The 18,190-nt window shown below is 42.3% G+C and carries 9 protein-coding genes and 1 pseudogene; 3 read left to right on the forward strand and 7 right to left on the reverse strand.

Annotated elements, in window-relative coordinates; genetic code table 11:
* Window positions 1-8 precede the first annotated feature (8 nt).
* The 3 genes from DXD68_RS08770 to DXD68_RS08780 form a co-directional block, all read right to left on the reverse strand.
* Entirely contained in the window at window positions 9-3,377 is a 3,369-nt protein-coding gene (locus tag DXD68_RS08770; RefSeq protein WP_122361274.1) for a SusC/RagA family TonB-linked outer membrane protein, read from the reverse strand.
* 43 nt (window positions 3,378-3,420) lie between these two features.
* Window positions 3,421-4,596, reverse strand: coding sequence for a FecR family protein (locus tag DXD68_RS08775; protein WP_122361275.1), 1,176 nt, complete (start codon window positions 4,594-4,596; stop codon window positions 3,421-3,423).
* 74 nt (window positions 4,597-4,670) lie between these two features.
* A complete protein-coding gene (locus DXD68_RS08780) occupies window positions 4,671-5,207 on the reverse strand; it encodes an RNA polymerase sigma-70 factor (protein WP_122361276.1) in 537 nt (178 codons plus the stop codon).
* Window positions 5,208-5,360: 153 nt separating this feature from the next.
* On the opposite strand from DXD68_RS08780, the pseudogene DXD68_RS08785 reads away from it, so the two are divergent.
* Window positions 5,361-6,395 (forward strand): annotated as a pseudogene (locus DXD68_RS08785) (AAA family ATPase); the annotation flags it as partial.
* 296 nt (window positions 6,396-6,691) lie between these two features.
* Here DXD68_RS08785 and DXD68_RS08790 read toward each other — a convergent pair.
* The 3 genes from DXD68_RS08790 to DXD68_RS08800 form a co-directional block, all read right to left on the reverse strand.
* Window positions 6,692-11,077, reverse strand: coding sequence for a DUF6383 domain-containing protein (locus DXD68_RS08790; protein ID WP_122361278.1), 4,386 nt, complete (start codon window positions 11,075-11,077; stop codon window positions 6,692-6,694).
* Between the two features lie 730 nt (window positions 11,078-11,807).
* Window positions 11,808-14,150, reverse strand: a complete 2,343-nt coding sequence (locus DXD68_RS08795) for a DUF2339 domain-containing protein (RefSeq protein ID WP_158585866.1) — start codon at window positions 14,148-14,150, stop codon at window positions 11,808-11,810.
* Window positions 14,151-14,195: 45 nt separating this feature from the next.
* Window positions 14,196-15,161: a helix-turn-helix domain-containing protein gene (locus DXD68_RS08800; protein WP_233577052.1), complete on the reverse strand. Its 966-nt coding sequence runs from the start codon at window positions 15,159-15,161 to the stop codon at window positions 14,196-14,198.
* 109 nt (window positions 15,162-15,270) lie between these two features.
* Here DXD68_RS08800 and DXD68_RS08805 point away from each other — a divergent pair, with 109 nt between their 5' ends.
* Window positions 15,271-16,164 (forward strand): PfkB family carbohydrate kinase, encoded by an 894-nt coding sequence (locus tag DXD68_RS08805; RefSeq protein ID WP_122361281.1) that lies wholly within the window; start codon window positions 15,271-15,273, stop codon window positions 16,162-16,164.
* Window positions 16,165-16,268: 104 nt separating this feature from the next.
* On the opposite strand, the gene DXD68_RS08810 is transcribed toward DXD68_RS08805, so the two are convergent.
* Window positions 16,269-17,480, reverse strand: a complete 1,212-nt coding sequence (locus DXD68_RS08810) for an MFS transporter (RefSeq protein ID WP_122361282.1) — start codon at window positions 17,478-17,480, stop codon at window positions 16,269-16,271.
* 151 nt (window positions 17,481-17,631) lie between these two features.
* Between DXD68_RS08810 and DXD68_RS08815 the strand changes: the two genes are divergently transcribed.
* The gene (locus DXD68_RS08815) at window positions 17,632-18,174 is read left to right on the forward strand and encodes a DUF4840 domain-containing protein (protein ID WP_122361283.1); all 543 of its coding nucleotides are present in this window, start codon (window positions 17,632-17,634) and stop codon (window positions 18,172-18,174) included.
* The last annotated feature ends 16 nt before the right edge of the window (window positions 18,175-18,190 follow it).

Raw genomic sequence — 18,190 nt, forward strand, 5'->3', positions numbered from 1 at the left:
TTTAATGATTAGAAATTAACATTTAACCCAAAAGTAACCGAACGCAAAGGAGGAGTACCCCAAATAGCCGTACCACCGCTTACAGCTTCCGGATCGTAATAATCATACTTTGCCCAGGTCAGCAAATTATTTCCGGATACATACAGGCGAACTCGGTCGATACCAGCCTTACCGGTCACTGCTTTCGGCAGAGAATAACCGAATGTCAGGTTCTTCAGACGGATAAAGTCCGTACTATGCAGACGGCGTGTCGTTGCATACGATTTCATGGAAACATCACCATTCAGAATAAAACGTTCGATATTCGTATTATCTCCCGGATTCTGCCAACGATCCCGATAATAAGTAGGAATATTTGCTTCCGGATCGTCGCCGCCATGTTCGGTTTTCTGTGCCCAGTTGTCATAAGAATAACCGCCAAACTGATAAGACAACATGAAGTTCAGATCGAATCCTTTATAACTCAAAGTGTTTGACAAACCTCCCTGTACAACGGGATCCGCATTTTTCGTTGCTATACGATACACGTCGTCACTCGGATCTTCCGTAATTGTACGATCCAGCGTACCGTCTGCATTCGGTTTGTTCTTATAGAACTGAGGTGCTCCAGTTTCCGGATTAACACCGGCAAACTCTATCAGATAAAAAGTACGATAAGGCATACCTACTTTACGGATTTGCGAACCGCTGATGATTTCTGTCTGCAGACCATCCAGGCGAACGATTTCGTTTTTGTTATGTCCCAGGTTGAAGACCGTGCTCCAGGAGAAATTCTTATTTGAAATATTGGTAGAGCGTATTTCCAGTTCGACACCTTTATTCTTTACTTCACCGATATTCATCAGATATTTATCAAAACCGGTTGTCATAGACAACGGACGGTCCATCAGCAGGTTCTTGGTCCGACGGGTGTAATATTCCAATGTCACATTCAGGCGGTTAAAGAAACCTAAGTCAAATCCCAGGTTAAAGTTATGGTTGGTTTCCCACGACAGATCGAGATTTTCCAGCTGTGACTGCAAAATACCCGGCTGTTCCAGATAACCTTCCTTGATGGAACTCAATCCCATATAACCATAATAATCGGAAGGCAATGTGCCGTTCACACCGTAAGATGCTCTGATCTTCAGGTCACTCAACCAATCCTTATAATCATTCAGGAATTCTTCTTCGATGGCTCTCCACGCTCCGGAAACAGACCAGAAACTACCCCAACGATTGTCTCTTGACAAACGGGAACTACCGTCCAAACGGTAACTGCCACCTAAATAATATTTATTCTTATAATCATAATTCACACGTGTCAGATAAGAAACCAGACGATATGAACGGCCATAACCTCCCACAGCTTCCAGCTTCATTCCGTTTTCCACATCATTTCTGTCGTTGCGGGCAAAGTTGGAAGATTCGCCGGAGAGGAAATCGCGTTCGTACATATCTGTTTCGTAGCCGACCAAAGCGTCCAGATGATGATTCCGGGCAATAGTCGTCTGATAGCTCAATGCATTCTCCCAAACCAACTTACGATATTCATAAAAGACTTTCTTCATGTCACCGTTCAGGTCATCTCCGTTCGAGGTACGCGGGTCATACCAACGATCTCCTTTCGACAAAGTATAATCGTAACTCAACGTACTCTTCAGCTTCAGATTATCGATAAATTCATACTGAGCATAAGCGGTATTGAATGCACGGGTCACATGTTCACGCTCGTAGTCATACATGGCCGATAACAGAGGATTACGGTCTGCAATACGAATCAGTTCGCGGTTCCAGCTTCCGTCTTCGTTGTAGACAGGATCGGAAGGAGTCACGGCACTTTTAGAAGTATAGAAAGGAGAGGTATAAGAAGTTCCTTCCTGGTTAACATCCTGGTTGACATTGGCAAAAAGGGACTTAACACCCAAACTGAAACGCTTGGTTGCCTGATAATCGACATTCACACGACCGGTTATACGTTCAAGACCGGAATTCAACGCAACACCTTCCTGTTTCAAATAGCCGAGAGAGCTGTAGTATTTGAACTTATCCGTCCCGCCCGTAATGGATGCTTCATACGTCTGATGGCTGCCTTTCTGGAATAACGCATCATCCCAATTGACAAACCCGCACCAGGGAACCGGTGCATAATCATCTATTTCACCATCCGCATAAGCACGGGCTTCGGCCTCCGTCATACCATGATGAACCATTCCGTCGGCTACCAATCCGTCATAAATCAGGTTACGACGTTCTTCACCGCCCATTACCGGACGATAATCCATCGCAAAATCAGAGAATCCCCAGTCAGCTTTCAAAGAGACTGACGGCTTACCTGTTTTACCTTGCTTTGTCGTAATAAGGATAACTCCGTTGGCTGCACGCGAACCGTACAGGGAAGCTGCCGCCGCATCTTTGATCACCGTAATATTTTCAATATCCGACGTATTGATCGTAGACATGATATCCATACCTGCGTCAGATCCCGTACTACTGATATTTCCGGAACTGACCGGAACACCGTCGATGACATACAACGGCGAGTTAGATGCATTGAAAGAACCCATACCACGGATATTAATGGAAGAGGTTGCCCCCGGCTGGCCGGATGCAGACGATATCTGAACACCCGGAGCTGCTCCCTGCAACACTTGCGAGAAAGAAACAGCCGGCACATCTTTCATTTCCGAAGTCTTGATAGTGGAAGCCGAACCGGCATAAGCTGATTTCTTATAGGTTCCGTAACCGGTAACAATGACTTCTTCCAATTGCTGATCTTCCGATTCCAGTACAATCTTCAACGGTGAATTGCCTGTTACACGTACTTCTTTCGGGCTGTATCCGACAAATGAAACGACCAAAGTTATATTTTTACCATCTGCCACTTCAAAAGCGAAATTTCCATCCATATCGGTCGTCGCTCCCTGTACAGTTCCTTTTACTACAATATTTGCTCCGGGAACCGTTTCGCCAGTCTCGTCAAAGACCTTTCCCTGGACCATTCTTTTTTGCTGGGTGGCAGAAGTGCGGGCCATTTCTTCGGCATGGCGGATAGCCACCACTCCATTATGGATCGTATAGGTGAGTTTCGTATCACGTAGACATTTGTCCAGTACTTTATAGACATCTTCATTGACGACATCCACTTTATTCACTTTGACGTTTTGTACGTCAAGTGTACTGTACACAAAAGTAAAGTCGGTCTGTTTTTGCAATTCCCAAATCACATCTCTCAATGTAGCATTATTGAAAGTGACAGTTACTGTCGCAGTAGTCTGCGCGGTAGAACGTGCCGGAGCCTGAGCCAGGCCGGTTGCAAGAAACAAACAAACCAGGCCGGAAATACAGAGAACTCTCTTCCCGGTGGATTGCCCTAGGCTTTCTTTGTTTTTTCTCATAATAATGATGTTTAAAATTTGAAATTATTTAGTTTTATTCTGATCAATAGATTGTTATGTTTCGCTGTTCCACTCGTGTCTTCACTTTGCCGGTAGCATTCAGCAGTTCAAGGAAAGGAGCGATCTCATCATACCGGTTCAGATTACATCCGAATTGCAGGTTTTTCAATTTATCATCGGCAAACACAATATTCACATCATACCAACGCGACAAAACAGTCATAATATCTTCCAGCCGTTCGTCTTTAAAATAGATTTTTCCGGTTATCCAGGATGTATACAGGGAGACATCAACCTGACGGACAACCAGCTCATGTGATTTATTATCCAGTTCAGCCTGTTGGGAAGGTTCCAGTACAATGCTTCCTCCCTCTTTGGTCTGGATCCGGACTGAACCGGTCATCAAGGTCGTTTGTGTCACAAGATCATCCGGATAAGCGGATACGTTGAATTGGGTTCCTAATACGCGTACATCTACTCCTGCCGTCTTTACAATAAAGGGAGCTTCACTTTTACTGACATCAAAAAAGGCCTCTCCGCTCAGTTCCACTTCCCGCACATCACCTGTAAAATGAACCGGATAGCGTAATGAACTCATGGAGTTCAGATGTACCAGGCTGCCGTCACTCAAACGAAGTTTATATTCGCCGCCGCGGGGGATTTCTATTTTATTGTAGACGACTTCTTCTGTAATTGCTTCCGCTTCTTTCTTATCGTAAGCCAGCTCCTCCTTCTTCACATTGATCTGAATCCCGGATTCTTTCAGCTCTGTCTGAGTTTCAGCATCCAGGTCGACCACGGTACCGTCTCCCAATGTCAAGATAGCCTTGCTTTCGCCGGGAGTGATATGTACCGACTGGGCTACGACAGGGATAGCAGGATTTTGTTCTGTCTCGCGGGTAAAATGCCAGGTCAGCATCCCTGCCAGCAAAGGGAGAAGGAAGATGGCTGCATACTGGCAAATAGTAATATAGATTTTTCTGCGACGATCCGTGCTGATCCGCTTCTGCACTTGTTCCCAGCCGATATTTTTATCATATTTCGCGGACTTCCGGGAGTAGGCATATAAATTTTCCTGACGGCACATTGACTCGAACAGCCGGAAATTATGCTCTGACGCATTTTTCCAGTCTTCCAGTTCCTGTTTTTCCTTTTCCGATAAGGAGTTTGTAACTGATTTGGCAATTAATGCTGCAATATAGAAGTCTTGTTCCAACATTCCTGTGTTCTTTATTTAGTAAAACAGGCGAAGTCAAAAACAGGGTGAATGGCGTTGAAGAAAATTTTATCGGTTTATAAAAAAAGTACATAATAATAGTAATCCTTCAGGAAAGCACGGAGTTTCTTATAGGCTCCTTTCTTCAAAGTATGTACTGTTTCTTTGGATACGGACAGTTTTTCGGCAATCTCGGCGTTTGAATGGTTTTCCAAAGCCAGCCGTATGATATTCCGGCTCTGCTGAGGCAGTTTATCGACCGCTTCCATCACAATGCGATGCATTTCTTCTTCGATGAGATAGTCATGAAACGTAGATTCTTCCATCCGGGCAATGGTTACTTCCTGATAGCCCGACACCACCTGCCGGTGTTCCAACTCGTTCAGGCAGGAATTACGAACGCTGGTGTACATAAACGAGCGGACCTGATAAATAAACTGAAAATCATTCTGTTTCTGCCAGACCCTGGCAAAACATTCCTGCACAATATCCGAGGCTATTTCTTCATCGTTCACATAGCGTTCCGCAAACACACACAAAGGCACATAGTAACGGTCAAACAGATTCCTGAACACCTGCTCGTCAGTCAAATTTATTTTCTCCTCATTGTTCACACTCTTTTATAATCGCTGAATATCTTATGCCTCATGTATTTTGGGCGCTTAAAGTTACACAAAATTATATACTTCACAAGAAATGCCCGCCTTTCCCGAAAAAACTATACTTTTGTATACGACTCAAAATAGAAAACTTTAAAACAGATCGTTATAAGCAGTAAGATTTATCCTATCGGGATACAAAGTTTCGAAAAGATACGCAAAGACGGCTATTTCTATATAGACAAAACTGCTTTGGTTTATCAAATGGTGAAGACTGGAAGTTATTATCTCCTGAGCCGTCCACGCCGCTTTGGTAAAAGCTTGCTGCTCTCTACACTGGAAGCTTATTTCCAAGATTTGAACTCCCGCAACTATGAAAATAAAAACTCCCTGTTGGAAGAGCTGAACAAACATTTGGAAATATGGGAACGAGCCTACAACAGTCCGTATGGCAATCGTGCTCCGGAAGAACGTTTCTATCAAGTCATCCGGTTAGCTGCTGAACAAACAGGACAGCCTGTAGTCATATTAGTTGATGAATACGACAAGCCTTTGCTACAAACTATCGGCAACAAAGAGTTGCAAGCCAGTTATCGAAGCATACTGAAACCCTTTTACGGCGTACTTAAGTCGATGGACAAATTCATCAAGTTCGCTCTGCTGACAGGGGTTACTAAATTTGGTAAAGTCAGCGTGTTCAGCGATTTGAATAACCTGGATGACATTTCTATGCGCGAACCGTATATCAGTTTATGTGGTATGACAGAAAAAGAGATTCATGATAATCTGGAAATAGAACTACATGAACTAGCAACTACTCTAAACATAACTTTCGAGGAGGTTTGCTCTAAACTGAAAGAGTATTATGACGGATACCATTTCGTAGAAAACACGGAAGGAATTTATAATCCGTTCAGCCTACTGAACACTTTCAAATATAACAAATTCAGTAATTACTGGTTTGAAACAGGCACTCCGACCTATCTCGTCGAGTTGCTCAAACAAAATCATTACGATTTGGAACGCATGGCGCATGAAGAAATCGATATACCATCGATTGACACTACTTGTTTGATGTTCCCTGAACCAATTCCAATACTCTATCAATATGGATATTTAACAATAAAAGACCATGATGAAAAATTTGAACTTTATCAACTAGGAATTCCTAATAGAGAAATTAAAGAAGGCATATTAAATTTCAGTGCACAGACACGTAATAACGAAAAATGGATAGTGGAATAAAGGATATTCTTCCTTCATTTGAATAAAAACCAAAAGAGAGTCCCAGAAGTTCGAAACCTCCGGGGCTCTTTTTTGTGTCTGCTTTCTTCCTTCACAGGAGTACTGACAGATGAACTTTATTTTATTACTTTAGTATTAAACTGTTACTTGTTCACCTGTCGCAGGGTAGTTGGTTGGTTTGTGGTAGAGACGCACGGCGTGCGTCTCTACGGGGTCAACCGCGTAACAGATTTAAATTTCAATTTAAATGTTTCTTATTTTACGATTGCTTTAACAGCCTTTTCACCTTCAACAGCTACTGTTACATATCCCTTAGGAGCTGCGATAGTTGCTTCGTCTGAAGAAAGAACTGTGTTGGCAATTGTCTGACCAAGAACGTTGCTGATGATAACATTCTTACCTGCTGCACCCTTAACGATTACAGCACCGCCAGTTGCGATTACTGATATTTCACCAGCTTCGATAGCATCTGTAGAAGTTGCAACTTCGTCAGTCGGTTCGATGTTGAAGATTTCAGCGTCACGGATAGCATCTGTATAAGTTTCCATTGCAGCTACAACAGGAACACCATTCTTAATAGCAACCCATTTACCTGTTCCATCTGACGGGATCTTATGATCACCTGCTGATTCGATCAGGAAGTCACAAGCATCTGCATTAACCAAACGGAATGCGAATACCGGATTCTTAATACCGTTAGGTCTTGCTGTTGTTACCTTGTTATGGTCATTATTACCTAAGAAGATAGAGTCTTTTGCAGCAGTGCTAGCTTTACCATTACGGAAGATTACTAATGTATCACCGATATGTTTAGCATCAACGAATGCCAGACGAGTGTATTTAGTATTCCATACATAATTATTGTTTCCTGCAGCAACAGAGTCTTCTGCATTGATCAGGTAACGACCTGTGATGCTAGCCGGAGTAATAGTTGTGTGAGGACAAGCCAGAGAATCAGCCAATGTAGCATGTTTGTGAGTAGATGTAGCATTACACCATACAGTGTCAGCCTTAACGATCTGCGGATTCATAACCAACATATACTGAGGCATGTTAGTGTTTCCACGTACATAAGCTGTATCGATGAACATTGCAGATTTTGCATCTACACCCTTACCTTCAAGACCCAGGAAGTTTATATTCTTACCTGCTGAATATTTGCTTGTTGCATCTTCATACAGATATTCTTTAGCAGCGCTGTTTACAGTATAGATCTTACCATTCTGAACTGTCATATCTTTGAAGCCATCATCAGCCTTTGATACGCCCAGACGACGATACAACGGAGTGTTATCTTCAACTACTGCGAAAGTAGCGATACGTTTTTCAGGAGTGAAATAACAAGATTCTTCTACAGTAAATGCCATTGAAGCGTCACGTACACCTACACGATTCCAGTCGCTATTTACATAGAATTTCTTATCGTCTACATAACGTGAAACTTGCTGCAATGCATAGTAACAAGTAGTGTCACCTTCTTCAGAAACCAATTCGTTATTTTCTTTCAGAACAAAGTAAGAAGGAGTAATACCGCTAGTTTCGTGAGTGATTACATAAGATTTACCATCTTTACCAACTGTTACATAATAACTACCAGTTGTCAACAATGTTTCGTTATGAACACGCAGTGCATAAGCTGCTTTATAAAGTTGTACAGCACCAGCTTTTGTGCTTGCATAACCGAATTCAGTATCTTCAGAAGCAGGAACAAATTCGATAAATGTCTTACCACCCTTCAGGTCTACATAAACAGAAGAGTCACCCTTGAAGCTTACATAGTTACCCAATTCCATACCTGACAGATAATCCAAGTTGTAGAATTTTTCGTAGTCTAATGCTTTTTCAAACTTCTTGTAACCAAGGTATTTGTCTGATGTATATTTATCAGCAACCTTAGTATAAGCCAATGTATCAATTACAGAAGTATTAGCAAATGCACCTACCTGAGCAAATACATTGTCACCAGCTTTGTACAATTGAACATTATTATAACGAACACCAAATTCACGGTTTGTGATAGTTACAGTCTGAATTCCAGCTACGCCTTCGTTCTGTTCTACAACCCACTGAGTACGTGGCATGTGATTGAAGTCCTGAGCTTTACCAAAACGCTGAGTTGTTTCTTCGTTTTCATAAGCTTTCCAGTTATCACCACAATAAGTAGCTACACGATATTTACCATTGTCATCCATTCTTGATTTCAGATCTGTTACCAGATTGAAGAAATAAACACCGGAAGCCAAAGTTGTACGTTCGTAGTTGGAATTTCCACCCAAGTAGATACGAGTGTTGATAGTTGTAGCAGATGTAGATGTGTTCGTTTTATCAGCTACACCTACTGTCACTTCACGGTGATCCTTAGCCAAAATAGCCAATTTAACCTGCTGACCAGCATATTCCGGTTTAGCTTTAGCTGTTGCAACTTCTGTATTAGTTATATCAGCATATGCCTTATCAGTAAATGGATAAATGTAAGAAGCCGGTTCAATCATCAAAGAATCCTGAGTAGGATAATAAGTGAACTTGAAGCTATAACGACCATTGAAGTCTTCTTGTAAACGTGCATCAACCAACTGTTTTTTAGAGTTTTTCAATGCAGAATTAAATGTACCGACAGCAAATGCTAACTGATACTTATCAGAAGATACAGTTGTCAAATAAGTAGTATCTACACGCAGATATGTAGTCTTGCTTGCATCTGTTTTATTGATATTTGAAGCCAAAGATACATAATCAGCAGAAGCACCAACATATTCAGCAGCTTTTTCTACGGCAGCATCAATAACTTCAGCCACAGGTGTTTTTGTATCAGCAGCATCATGAATAGCTTTTACAACAGCTTTTTCTTCTGTAGAATAATAAGATTGTACTGTTGCATTAATTGCAGCAAGAACCTGTGCTTTATTACCAGCATAGCTAGAAACTGCAGTACCTACAGTTGTTGCAATTGTATTTGCTTCTGTTGCAGCCAACTTAGCATCTTCAAAAGAACGAACTACAGCTAAAACTGCTTCAGCCGTTGGTTTTACAAAACCAGGACCAGCAACCAATGCTTTCATAGCCTTTTGAACAGCCTTCATTTCGTCGGCTGTAGCAGATGAACCTCCTACGGCAACTGCTTCTACAGCAGCATCGTAATCAGCTTTTGAATTAACGCCAGTCAATGCTTTAACTGCAGTATTAATTGCCTGAACATCTGTCAGATTAGTAGCAGCTGTTGTTGCAGCGCCATCATATTCAGCTAAAGTAGCTTTTGCTGCAGTTTTAGCTGTTGCTATCGCAAAAGGATTGCCACAATCAGCTTCAGCTACTAAAGCGACCTTATCTATTAACTCCTTCAAAATAATTTGATCTACTGCTGGTAAAGATATTGCTTTAAGATCAGTGATCAACGCTGCATAATTAGCACTTGTCAAACCGTCAATCTCAGCATCAATCAAATCTCTGATAGCCTTCTTTTGATCTGCACTAGCTTTTTTTGCAACATATTCATCTTCCATTTCTTGGATAGCCGTTTTTGCAGCAGTCAAGCTATAACCGGCTTCTGCAACTAAGGCTTTTGCATCATTCTTCAAAGCAGTTGCAGCAGAAGCTCCATCCACAGCACCAACAAATTCAGCATAAGTTGCAGCAGCTAAAGCGTTAATAGCAGTCTGTTGCAGCACTGCATAATCATATTCATGAGTCGCTGCAGTTTGAGCTGAAGTATACTTACCAACAGCAGCAGTCGCTTTTGTTTTTGCTTCAGTAACTGTACTTCCTTTAGCAGCCTCTGTTGCGATTGTATATACAATCTCTCTTTGAGCAGCTGTATAGCTAGGAGTAATTGTTGCAATAATGGCATCTGCAACTCCAGAAGGAGTATTTACATTCTTTGCAGCTTGAGCAGCAGCTTGCGCAGCTTTAGCAACAACACTTTCACCAAGAGCCGTTACTGCTGTGTATTCTTTTAACCAAATGTTCTCAACACCATTCAACTGATCGCGAGTGAAGCCTAATTTCATCTTGCCATCTGTCGGCTGGATACCCAACATTGAGTTCAAAGCATCAACCCCTAAAACAACTTCCTCTGCCTGATATGCATCAACAGTAAAAGAACTTGAAGGAGTTGTCGTCTTTGCATACACTTTCTTTGCAGAAATCGCTCCACCATTATTTTCCAAAACCAAAGCAGAGTCCTTATGGAAATAAGACACTAAATCTTTAGCACCTTTGACAGAAGTTCCTGTTCTCCATTTCCACAAAGAAACATTACCCATTGCATTTGTAGCATTTGCACCACCTAATTTTGCATCTTTTGTATCGAATGCAAGAGGAAGACCTGTTGCTTTGTTGATGAATGTATAAGACACACCACCTTCACCATCATCTTCAGATACAATCGTCCATAAAGAAGACATCAAATCTGCTTCATCGGCAGCAACCATCTTTAATGCCATAGTACCATTGCTCTGTTCCTGCATAACCAGAACATTAGCGCCTGAAGTCAATTGATAGGACACACCATTAACAACTGTTTCTGCCTGAGTACCGACACCGGCACTCTTCACATAACTGTTGTAAGGAACAACAGCCCCCACAGTTCCAACGGCACCCGCCAGCAGGACGCTGGCAACAAGCGTAGAAAACTTTTTGTTCATAATTCTAAATTTAATATTAATACTAATGTTAATGAAAACTTCTTTGTACACGTTCTATAGCTGTAATGACTAGCTAAAACGTTCCTTTTTTCTAGTCATTTTTTCGGGGGTTCGTATCTAAAAGACATAATTTCGTACTAACTTTGCTATTCAATTGATAAGAAAGCATATAGGTTGAGAAAAAAATATTAAAAAAGGATTGCGCATTCAAAAGTTATAGCTAATTTTGTTGACTAGAAAAAAGGAACGTTATTTCTAGTCATTTCGAACTTTTCGTATCACACTAATTTCCATAACATTATATATCAAATTCGACCTATATATTAATGTACGCGCGTACATTAATTACTAAAGGGAAGCAATCTGTTAATCAGACGTTTAAAAAAACAGACTTTCAGGGGCCGTTTAAAAACCATGATTTCATCCCTTTTTTACAGGTATTTCACGACTGAAAACAACCGGGCTCTTTCCTGCAATCAGTAAGGACTACTTCCCCATTACCTGCCGGAAAAATTCAACTACCCCAAAGATCTTTTGGAACCATACGCCTGACAATCCAATTTACCTGGCACATTTTTATTGTTCGACACGGCTCGAACAGCTGTCCGACAGCGGTGGGATAGCTGTCCCACTCCCGTCAGACAGCTGTTCCACGACTGTCAAACATAAAATAATTAGGATAATAAACAGGAAAAGAAGGTAAGTCTCTGACTACAAATATATAGGTATTTCATTCTTTTGTCAATAGATTCTCTTCATTATCCATAAACAATACTTTTTTCAGCTTCTGATACAAGAAAGACAAGACCAACAGGATTACCCCCAACATAATGAAAACAATAATCTTCCCGACCGTCGGAAGCAGCCACAAATCGACAATGACCAACTTCAGCAAGACTACACCGAAAACCGCCAGGCTGATCATACGCAATATCTTCAGATGCAGACGCATACCCAACGACATCTGAATAAACCCCGCCATACTCAGAGAAATAGACAAAGCCGCACTCGATTCATTCTCCCAACCAGCCAGATGCAGCATATTATTAACAGCAACCGCAAACAAAACAGTAGAAGCAATCGCAATAAACGAAGTCATCGGATTCGCTCTTTTCTGCCGGAAGTCAAAGGAACGATAGTAATATCTTGCCAATAAAAAGAGATGAATAATCACAACAACCAACGAACCCCACTGCAACAAAAGCAAAGAAGTATCGCCATACTCATTGACTATCGGTGACAACAACACGAACAAACAGACAGAAAGTCCGGCAGCTATTACATAAACAACAGCATATCGATCGATAGCAAAACGTCTCCTCAATCCAACCAATAACAGCAATAACGCCAGACTGGTAAATGCCAGGCAAGCACTTTCCTCCAACGGATAATAAGTAATATTCAAACAGAAATCGACAATAAACGACAGATAGATTATTCCGCACCCCACCAACAAGGCAATCGCATTGAACGGCATATATGAAATCTTCGAAGCAGTTGTGAATGAAGCCTTCCTGCGCTCCATCAGCCACGCGAAAACACCGAACGCCAAACCGGTAAATATTCCGGTAGCAAACGTCCCGTTCACGAACAGCGAAGAAGCCACACCGTCAGACAAAGCATTCTCCAGATCGATCATATATGAAATAAGCGTCAGGAAGAAGAGTATATAAGTGAAATAAGCATACACCGGTTTCCCGAACCGGCTGAAAAGCCATAGAACAACCACCATTTCCGTAGCCCACAACAACGTAATGAAAGTCCCTTCCAACTGGATCGGTATGCTTAACGAAATAAAAGTCAAAAACATACCCGTCAGCAGAGCCAGCAACAACCCTTTGTCCGCCGCCCGTTTACGTACAGCAAAGGCTATCACACCATTGATCAAAGCAATAAACAGCGTAAACACACCTTTAATATTATAAGGCAGCTGCAATTCACGTAAAAACCAAAGGGCGAAAAAGAGATACAGGAAATTATTCAGCACGACCGTCATCACCAGCCACTGATTGATCTTCTTATCGTCCGTACGCAACACCGATACGACGGGCAACAGGAATATCAGATAATATAACGTAGAAAAAAGCAACAGATGAACCAGCTGCGCGTTTCGGGCAACATCTAGATCCGCGACCATCGAATAGCCCAGCATAATCACATAAGTAGCGATAAAACAGATAAGCGGCAATTCACCCCATTTCTTATAGAGTGCCAATCCGAACATCCCCATATTCAAAATGGTCATATACGTAAACAACACCAGATAATTTCCCATCCCGTTACTTACCAGGAAAGGAGCGATAAAACCACCTATCAAGGCGATAACCGCCAGCTCACGCCGGTTATAGAGAACAGAAAGAAGCGACATAAAGACCGTCAGCACCACCAGTATGATAAAGGCAGCCACCTGACTGAACAACCCATAATAATGATAGGCCATCCCAACCGTCACATAGAAAATGGCAAACGCGCCACCCGCCAACAAAGAGCTGAACGTCCGGTATGTCTTTTTAAGTCTTTGAGATAAAAACAATAACCCTCCGCCGACAACAAACCCGAGCACCGTACGGAACACTTCATTGATCCAGTTCTTATCGATGGCATATTTGACAAACAATCCCATACCGACCACCAGCACCAGAATCCCAATCTTCCCGAAGAGATTCTCGCCGATATATTTTTCATAATCGACCTTTTTCTTCTCCTTGACAATCCCAAAAGGTTTGATAACAGGCTCAGGAACGACCTTCTTCTCTTCAATATTTACAGGAAGGGGCGGTTCTTCCTGCTCACTTTCAGTCCGTTCTTCTACCACCGTGACAGGAGTGACTGGAATAACAGGAACTACGACTTCTTCAGCCACAGGCACGGAAACAACCGCTTCCTCCGGTTTTTCTTCAACAGGGGCCATTGCTGCCTGCTGTTTTTTGAGTTCTTCCAACTGGATCTCGATATATTTCCGCAAGCTATACAGATCTTTTCGCAAAGAATCCGTATGGCTATTCATCTTACTTATATGGGAATACAGGCTGATCCACACAACCACGATCAATATAACTAGCAGGGTTTCCATAAGCATCTTATTAAGAACGCTACTAATATACAGATTAATTTAACATTACAAGCTATCCACAATCCTCCTTTGCTTTTCAAAAAACAAAATACGCTGCTGCTCTCCGCTGACAGAGATCATTGTAGATGATTTCAGCAAAGACTGCAACCAATTACGAATTATCTCATACGCTTTCCGGTCCAGCGAGATAACCGTATTCAAAATAAATGCACGAATAATACTGATTTGATATTCCTGCGTTTCCAAATAACTGTAGCTGGCATCAAAATTGATACTGGAAATATAGAACTGGATCGGGTTACCAGTCTCGCTGTGCACGCCACGGGTTGCCAATATCTCCATATTGTCGAGGAAACGAAGCAGTTCCTGTTTTAAAAGACGGACATTCTCCTCGTCTATCAGATGAATGCTGCGGCAATACTGGATGTCATTCACGATATACTGGAAAATCAGCGGATCCATAATATAAGAAGTCTTCCTGATATACTTCGATTCCGCAGCTGTCACCCGCTGCACTTCCAGTAACTCAGCAGACGTCTCTATATCCCTGAAATGGACGGCCTTATCCGAATCGCCATACTGATTATACCATTTACATAAGTAGAAACGGGTGATATAGTCATAGTCGAGCAGGAAAGTAGCAGGAAGTACATTCATACACTCCACACTGCAGGAAGCAGGGTCGTTGCGAACGCGGCGCAACCGTTCATTATACATCCTCCACATCTTAAAATCATCCTCGATCGGATCGACATACTCCACCAGGCTCAGCTGATAAGGGCGGCTCTTTGCCGCAGATTCTCCAACCAGACTATCCAACGAAATCCCGAACTTATTGGAGATCGCTGCTATCTCCGTAAACGAGAAAGCGACATCGCCCCTCATCCGGCGGTATACGGCTTCTCTCTCTATGCACAGTAAATCAACCAATGCATTGGTTAAGGTGGCTTTGTGGGGTATCTTTTCTCTGATCGCGCTGATTAACTTTTCGTAAATCAGGTCTTTACTCATAACATCCATTTTAATAATTGCCAACACACAAAAATAAGAAAAATAAAGAAGCATTCCTACCAATGCACATTTTTGACTACTTTTGTACGCTTATCAACAATATTATATTATGCACGATCTTTGTTGTATCGGTCACATCACACTAGATAAAATAGTGACCCCGAAAAATACGGTACATATGGCGGGAGGAACCGCATTTTACTTCTCGCATGCTATCAAACATTTCAACGATATCGATTATTCGCTGATCACGGCTTTGGCTGAAACTGAAATGAAAGAAGTGGAGAAACTACGGTCGGAAGGGATCGATGTTTCAGTCATGCCCAGCAAACATTCCGTTTATTTCGAAAACATCTATGGCGAGAATCAGGACAACCGTACACAGCGGGTTCTGGCGAAAGCAGATCCGTTCACGGTCGATTACCTGAAAGATATACAGGCACGTATCATCCACCTGGGAAGCCTGCTTGCCGACGATTTTTCTTTGGACGTTGTAAAGTTTATGGCTGGAAAAGGACTTGTGTCCGCCGACTCTCAGGGATATCTACGCGAAGTACGTGATAAGAACGTATACGCCGTCGACTGGACCGAAAAAGAGGAGGCTTTAAAATATATTCATTTCCTGAAAGCGAACGAACATGAAATGGAAGTATTGACAGGCCATGATGATGTAGTGGGCGCTGCACAAAAAATGTATGACTGGGGAGTAAAAGAGGTACTGATCACACTAGGCAGCCTCGGTTCCGTGATATACGACGGAAAGACCTTCCATAAGATCCCCGCCTACAAACCCAGGGAAGTGGTAGATGCCACCGGCTGTGGTGACACCTATATGACCGGCTACCTGTATCAGCGTGCCAAAGGTGCTTCCATAGAAGAAGCCGGCCGTTTTGCCGCTGCTATGTCGACCCTGAAGATAGAGGCTTCAGGCCCTTTCAGCGGTACGAAAGAGGAAGTCATCCATTGTATGGAAACTGCAGAACTACGTTTTCCGGAGATTTAGCAAATAAATATTCTCAGTTGACAGATGACAGTCAGGATTCGCGTTGTGTGAATAAATCGACAGAAAGTCGAAAGAACTGTCAACTGTCACTTGTCAACTGTCAACTATTTAAACGCCTTGCTGAATGTCGTCATCAACAGAATGCAAAGTCCCAGCAAGCCGACAACCATATAGGCATACTCCATATTAAATGCCTGTGATATAGCACCGATCAGCAATGGTGCAATAAGCGAACCGATAAAGCTGATGCTTGAAAGGATGGTAAGGGCAATCCCCACGGGTGTCTTCGACTTGGCACCGACCAAACTATAGATGGTCGGAACCATACTCGATATACCCAGCCCCACCAGCATAAAACCGAAAGAGTTGACAATCACCTTCAAGGCCATGGAGTCGAACGTGCTGCCCAGCAACGCCGAGATAAAGAACCCGATAAAAATAAAAGCGCCCGACAGTTGCAGTACCCGTTGCTTTCCACAAATCCGATAGGCATAATTAGCCAGGAAACGCCCTACAGTCATCATGACCATAAACACCAGGAATCCGATCTGTAAAGACTTAGGCACCTGCAATACCGATTCAAAATAAACACCGCTCCAATCGAACATCGCACTCTCCACCACCAGTGCAAACAATCCGACCAGTCCCAACTTGATCAGCAGCATTTCCGGCTTCCGGATATATTGCCATTTCTCCGATTTATCTGCAGCCGGTTCTTCTTTCACGTCGGCAACAACAATATCTTCCTGCAAATACTTACGGTTCACCATGGTAAGGAACAGAATCAATACGGCGATCAATGTAAAATGCCAGAACGGAGTAACATCCGAAACAATCATGATAAAGCCGATCAACGCCCCCATACATGCCGCCAGGCTCCATCCTCCGTGAAAGGATGCCATGATCGTCCGCCCGTAGAGCCGTTCAATGCCTATCCCCTGCGTATTCAACGATATGTCGCATAAGTTCCAGAACACCCCGAAGCAAAACAGGAATGCGCCCAACATATAGATATTCAAAGCCGTTCCGATCGCAAACAGCGACAAGGCATATCCCATAATACTTATCTGCACCATGATGCGGCTTCCCAGCTTCGACACCAAATAACCAGCCAGCGGAATGGCCACAAATTTCCCTACCGGAATCATAAACAAGACAATTCCCCAATACAGAGCATCGTTCACCGTAAAAAACTCCTTAATATCGGGAATACGACTTGCCCAGCTCGAAAAACAAAGTCCCTGGGCAAGGAAAAAGGAAAGAACCGCAAAACGTATGCGCTCTCTCGGATAAATAGCATGGTTAGTAGAATCCATTTCGTCAGATATTTTTGAACATACAAAGATACTTAATAAGAGTAAGATACAAGAGAAAAAAATAAATAGTGCCAACTAAATGCAGCATTTTCCAACTTCATCCCATCTTAATAGTCGTACATAATTTATTAACATTAAAAAAATAAGAAAGATGAAGAAGACGTTGAAATGGTCGATTGTGATGATGTTAGCTGTAGTAGGTATGACTTTTACCTCTTGTGATGATGACGACACTCCTGCTGTTCCTACAGTGGAAGAAGTGAATGGCAACTATAGCGGTACGATGAAATACCTCGAAGCTGATGCCAAAGAATTAGATCTGAAAGTAGCTAATGACTCTGTCATTTTCGAAGCATTCCCTTACCAGCCATTAGTAGAAGCGGTCGTAGGTAAAGAAGCTGCAGCCGGTATCATTGCTTTAATCGGCGACAGCCTGGCATATAAAGTAAATTATACTGCAGCGATGAACGCAGCTAATGATTCTGTTATTATCACACTGAAACCGGAACCTCTGAACATTCCGTTAGGAGAAAACGCAGCAGTAGTCGTTACTATTACTGCAGACAAGAAAGCATCTTATGCTATCGACAAAAAGAACTTTAAATTCGACTTAACAGCAACAGAAGCTAAGTTAGGTGAAGCGAATGCTCTTCAGAATCCGATTGATTTGGCATTCGATATGAATAAAAAGTAAGAAGTAAATAATAATT

The sequence above is a fragment of the Parabacteroides sp. TM07-1AC genome (assembly GCF_003480915.1).
In the GTDB taxonomy this organism is placed as follows: domain Bacteria; phylum Bacteroidota; class Bacteroidia; order Bacteroidales; family Tannerellaceae; genus Parabacteroides; species Parabacteroides chongii.

Excerpts from the sequence above, each read along its gene's own strand:
- DXD68_RS08770 (WP_122361274.1), bottom strand. The coding sequence starts at position 3,377 with ATGAGAAAAAACAAAGAAAGCCTAGGGCAATCCACCGGGAAGAGAGTT.
- DXD68_RS08775 (WP_122361275.1), bottom strand. The coding sequence starts at position 4,596 with ATGTTGGAACAAGACTTCTATATTGCAGCATTAATTGCCAAATCAGTT.
- DXD68_RS08790 (WP_122361278.1), bottom strand. The coding sequence starts at position 11,077 with ATGAACAAAAAGTTTTCTACGCTTGTTGCCAGCGTCCTGCTGGCGGGT.
- DXD68_RS08795 (WP_158585866.1), bottom strand. The coding sequence starts at position 14,150 with ATGGAAACCCTGCTAGTTATATTGATCGTGGTTGTGTGGATCAGCCTG.
- DXD68_RS08800 (WP_233577052.1), bottom strand. The coding sequence starts at position 15,161 with ATGAGTAAAGACCTGATTTACGAAAAGTTAATCAGCGCGATCAGAGAA.
- DXD68_RS08805 (WP_122361281.1), top strand. The coding sequence starts at position 15,271 with ATGCACGATCTTTGTTGTATCGGTCACATCACACTAGATAAAATAGTG.
- DXD68_RS08810 (WP_122361282.1), bottom strand. The coding sequence starts at position 17,480 with ATGGATTCTACTAACCATGCTATTTATCCGAGAGAGCGCATACGTTTT.
- DXD68_RS08815 (WP_122361283.1), top strand. The coding sequence starts at position 17,632 with ATGAAGAAGACGTTGAAATGGTCGATTGTGATGATGTTAGCTGTAGTA.